Source organism: Mycobacterium palustre (assembly GCF_002101785.1).
GTDB classification, from domain to species: domain Bacteria; phylum Actinomycetota; class Actinomycetes; order Mycobacteriales; family Mycobacteriaceae; genus Mycobacterium; species Mycobacterium palustre.
Window position 1 is genome coordinate 1 of record NZ_LQPJ01000022.1, and the last position, 4,338, is coordinate 4,338.

The following is a 4,338-nucleotide window of genomic DNA, read 5'->3' on the forward strand; positions in this document are numbered from 1 at the left end:
AGAGACTCACGCGATGGCCCTCTTACGTCAGGGACCGACACGCCGCCATCACTTACACCACTCCCCGGGACGCTCCCGAAACGGCCAGCTTCCGTTGTCGTTTGCCGTCTCCAACATTCAGCAGAACGGTCCCACTACCGTCATGTCCGATGTGGCCGTCTCGGGGCCGAAGCTGTCGGCGCCGGTGACAAAGCCGCTGATGTTCGTCAATCAGAACGGTAACTGGGTGTTGTCGAGCCCTTCTGCGACCATGCTGGTGCAGGCCGTCGCCGGGCACTGATTCGAACTGGCTTTGACGTAGGCGGGCGAGGCGCCTCCCGATCCTTGGGAAGCGGTTTCGTAGCCGGATGGACTCCGAGCATCGCCCCGGCTTCGGCGCTAGCCACACCGCGAGCCGGCTTCGGTGTGCTCGTTTAACGCGTCGAGCGTCCGTCGCTAATCGGTGTCGCGCACGGAATCGAGGCGCTCGTTCACTCGAGCCAACGCCTCGTCGAAAACTTCCACCTTTTCAGCACGTCGTTCGTTGGCTGGCTGGGCGGCGCCGCGAGAACCTTTGGCCTCCACTCGGGCCGCACCCTGCCGCCGCAACAGGCTGAAGTTCTTCTCGCGTGCAGTCCTGAGCCGGCTCTGCAGATCCTTCAACTGCTTTTCATCCATGCGCAGCAGAGCGTCGGGATGGGCCATCTCAGGTTCACGCCTGTTTCGCCGTGGGCGCCTCAGTTCGCCGGAATGGGGGCGTCGGCGCCAGCACTTCACCCCGCCGGCAGGGACACCCTGAGTAACGTCAAGGCGGTACCAGCCGACGTAACATCCATGATGACGAGCAGGCTTGTCTGGCTCATTGTGTTGAGCTTTTCCTTCGCGTTCATCGTCACCGCCGCAGCGGGGCCGGTGGTGTCGGTCGTCGCCTGCGCCGGGGTTTTGGTCTACGCGATGGCGGTGGCGCGCAGGCACGCGGCGCGCCGTGCCGAGGCGGCAGAGGGCGAGGCAGCAGCGGCAGAAGCCAAGGCGGCGGCAGAAGCAGTGATCGTGGAAGCGGAGACTGTGATAGCAGCGGCCCTACTACGCCTGCACAAAGAGGCTGGCTCCTGACCCCGGCATCTCATCGGGGAAATGTGCCGATGCGTTCGTGAGCGATCCGCAGGTTTTACCCCGACTTCTCGGCTGCCGGCGACGCCGGCAACCCGTCGCCGGTCACCGCCATCGCTTCCGCTCGATCCCTCCGCTCGGCCATGGTTAACTCCCTCATTCGACGGAGTGTCAAGGAAAAGCCAAGGAAACCAGTCGTACACATTCACGGTGGGTCGGGCGGGGCTCGAACCCGCGACCAACGGATTTGCAAATGGGCGATCGCGCCATTGCGTCTTCCTCATCCCCACGCCGCGCCAGATTGAAACTAAACGTCTACAGCTATGATTATCTGCAGACGTTCTGTACCATCTTCTCAGGAGAGGAGATGGCTGATGGAGGCCCTGACGCCGCGCACTGCGAGCCAGGCCGGCCTGTCGCGCAGTGCCCTCTACCGCGGCGCGCGGACGGGTCGGTTGGATCGCATCGCCCGCGGTATCTACCTGCCCGCGGAGGCGTCGGCCGCCGACTGGGATCAGATCGAGGCCGCCACGCGCCGCCCCGACGCGACGATTTGCCTAACCTCCGCGCTCGCCCACTACGACCTGACCGACGCGATCCCCGCCGCGCTGGACGTCGCGATCCCGCGGGGCTCGAGGACACCCGCAAGCACGGGTGCGATCGCATGGCATCAATTCGACAGGGCCACATTCCAAATCGGACGCGAACAGATCGCGATCCCTGGATCGGATCAGACGATCTGGATCTACTCTCCTGAGCGGTCGATCGCCGACGCGTTCCGGCTGCGCGGCGAGGTCGGATACGAACTGGCACGAGACGCGCTGCGGGAATGGCTGCGTCGAGGCGGCAAACCGGCCCGGCTGATCGACATCGCGTCCCGCCTACCGCGGACGAAGTCCCCCGTTCTGCAGGCGTTGGAGATGATGGGGTGAGCGAAGGTGACGCCGTGTTTCGCCGGATACAGTCCCTCGCTCGGTCCGCGGCGGCAAACGGCGGGACCCGCGCACCGACGCAGGAGTACTTGATTCGGCACACCCTCGAATCGTTCCTGGATCGACTTACCCGCAGCCCCCATGCAGGCGCGTTCGTCCTCAAGGGCGGAATTCTGCTGGCCGCCTACGGGGTACGTCGCCCGACGAAGGATGCCGATGCCAACGCCGTCCACGCCGATGTCACCGTCGAGCATCTCGCCCATGTGGTCCGTGACATCGCCAACATCGACGTCGATGACGGGGTGGTGTTCGACCTCGAAACGATCAACGTGCGGGAGATCCGCGATCAGGCGGACTACCCGGGTCTTCGCGTACGGGTCGCCGTGTCGATCGGACCATGGCATGGCGCCGCGGCCTGGGACGTATCCACCGGAGACCCGATCGTGCCGCCGCCCCGGCAGGTCACCATCGACCGGATCCTCGGCGAGCCGATCACCCTCCTTGGTTATGCGCCCGAGACCGCCATCGCCGAAAAAGGCGTCACGATCCTCGAACGCGGAATCACGAGTACCCGCTGGCGTGACTACGTCGACATCGTCCAGCTCGCCCGCCAAGGCATCGACCCCGACGGACTTCTCCACTCGGCACGGGCCGTCGCGCGTCACCGCGGAGTCACCCTCGAGCCCGTCGCACCGCACCTCGCCGGCTACGGTGAAGTCGCACAAGCGAAATGGGCCGCGTGGCGTCGCAAAGAACACCTCGAGTCCGCCTGCGAAGAAAAGCTCGACAACCAAATCGCCCTTGTTGCTTCGTATCTCGATTACGTCTTTGCCCACGGCCCCGAATAGATGGAGGCGATATCAGTCCCACGGATGAGGACGAGAATTCACCCCCAAGCAAGCGTGCCCGGTGGAGGCCTGCTGCGCGTCGATGAGACCAGGTCGGCCGCCGGCCGGCGAACCATCCCGCTAACCAAGTTCGCCGTCGACGTGCTCTGCAAGCGCCGGGCCGCTGCCCTGCCTGGGCGAGCAAATGGTCATTTTTCCCTCGACGGCCGGAACGCTTCGCGACCCGAACAACTTCGGCAAGGAGTGGTGCGCGGCACGAGAAGAACTAGGGCCGATGAATATTCGATGACGCGAGGCTGATCTTGAGAACAGCCTCTGAAGTGGGGCTGAAGTGGGGCGGGCGGGGCTCGAACCTGCGACCAACAAGGTCGTGGAGCGCAGGGAGAAGGCTGAACAAGAGGCCAGCTCCCTTGAGTAGTCACTGCGCCTTTCGTCGTAGCGGCACTACCTTCTCGTCTTGTCACAACGTCGCGTTCACAATGGCCGGGTGAGCAATTCAGTTACAGAGTTCTGGGCCAGAGGCGGCGCTGAGCTGCGAGCTAGGTTCGAGCGAACACGCCAGGTGCAATCGGACTCGCACATCAAAGGCGGGGCGAACGAGCAGGCTCTGGCAAAGTTCCTGCAAGAAAACCTTGGAGCTCAACGGGTCGCGGTGAACTCTTCCATCATCGATCCCAGCGGTGCTCAGTCCGACGAGGTAGACGTCACAGTCGTCAACCAGTGGCAGCCGCTGTGGACCGGTGATAGCGAACAGATGTTGATCGCCCATGGCGTGGAGGCCGCGTATCAGGTCAAAGCGCGCCTCAGCACCGAGGAGCTTCGGCGCGCGATGAGGAACGCGCGGTCGGTGAAGAAACTTCAGCGCCGCCCCGGTGTCGGCGGAGAGGTCTTTGTCAAAACACCCGCTGATCTGGCTCGATTCGTCGAGCGAATCCCATACTTTGTCTTTGCGTACGAGTCAAATATGTCTGCAGCAGCTGCGATCAAACTTGTACGTGAGGAGTTCGAGGACACGCCGTGGGAGGAACAGCCCGATGGGATCTTCGTGCTAGATGGTTGGGCCGCGATCAACATCGCCAACAACGACGGATGCCAGAGAATGTCGCCGTCCAGACACCGGGGGCTCGTTCAGACGGAGGACGACGTTCCGTCGCTCGTAAGAATGCTCTGGACTCACTACATGACTGTTCCGCACATCTTCTACCGCGAGCACCCGGTCCGGCAGTACCACCCCTTCCGGGTCGGCCCTTACCCGGAACCGGACTCCTAGAAGTGCAGTTAGCTAGCGGCCCATGTACCGCGCCGCACGCCGGTACGACGCCGGTAAATTTGGGCCCTTGCAGCCGTTCTAACAATCACAAATAGGCCCTGAGCAGGCCCATCACGGTGGGGCTGTTTGGAGTCGGTTGATCCTTGACGTTTCTGTTTCGGTTGATCCTTGACACTCTGGGTTAGTGGTTAGGCCTGTT

At 63.2% G+C, this 4,338-nt stretch carries 6 protein-coding genes; 5 read left to right on the top strand and 1 reads right to left on the bottom strand.

Annotated elements, in window-relative coordinates:
• Window positions 1–280: MTB12 C-terminal domain-containing protein (locus AWC19_RS29995; protein ID WP_483869929.1), on the top strand; the 280-nt coding region annotated here is incomplete at its 5' end.
• Window positions 281–435: 155 nt separating this feature from the next.
• Here AWC19_RS29995 and AWC19_RS02340 read toward each other — a convergent pair.
• Complete coding sequence (locus AWC19_RS02340) at window positions 436–684, bottom strand: hypothetical protein (RefSeq protein WP_085076497.1); 249 nt, start codon at window positions 682–684, stop codon at window positions 436–438.
• A 132-nt stretch (window positions 685–816) separates the two neighbouring features.
• Here AWC19_RS02340 and AWC19_RS02345 point away from each other — a divergent pair, with 132 nt between their 5' ends.
• The 4 genes from AWC19_RS02345 to AWC19_RS02365 all read left to right on the top strand — a co-directional run bounded on the left by AWC19_RS02345 (window position 817) and on the right by AWC19_RS02365 (window position 4,139).
• Entirely contained in the window at window positions 817–1,092 is a 276-nt protein-coding gene (locus tag AWC19_RS02345) for a hypothetical protein (RefSeq protein ID WP_211284823.1), read from the top strand.
• Window positions 1,093–1,463: 371 nt separating this feature from the next.
• Window positions 1,464–2,021 (top strand): type IV toxin-antitoxin system AbiEi family antitoxin domain-containing protein, encoded by a 558-nt coding sequence (locus AWC19_RS02350; RefSeq protein ID WP_085076499.1) that lies wholly within the window; start codon window positions 1,464–1,466, stop codon window positions 2,019–2,021.
• Entirely contained in the window at window positions 2,018–2,869 is an 852-nt protein-coding gene (locus tag AWC19_RS02355; RefSeq protein WP_211284824.1) for a nucleotidyl transferase AbiEii/AbiGii toxin family protein, read from the top strand. The genes AWC19_RS02350 and AWC19_RS02355 overlap by 4 nt, the downstream gene beginning before the upstream one ends.
• 487 nt (window positions 2,870–3,356) lie before the next feature.
• Complete coding sequence (locus tag AWC19_RS02365; RefSeq protein ID WP_142280924.1) at window positions 3,357–4,139, top strand: DUF6602 domain-containing protein; 783 nt, start codon at window positions 3,357–3,359, stop codon at window positions 4,137–4,139.
• Window positions 4,140–4,338 lie beyond the last annotated feature (199 nt).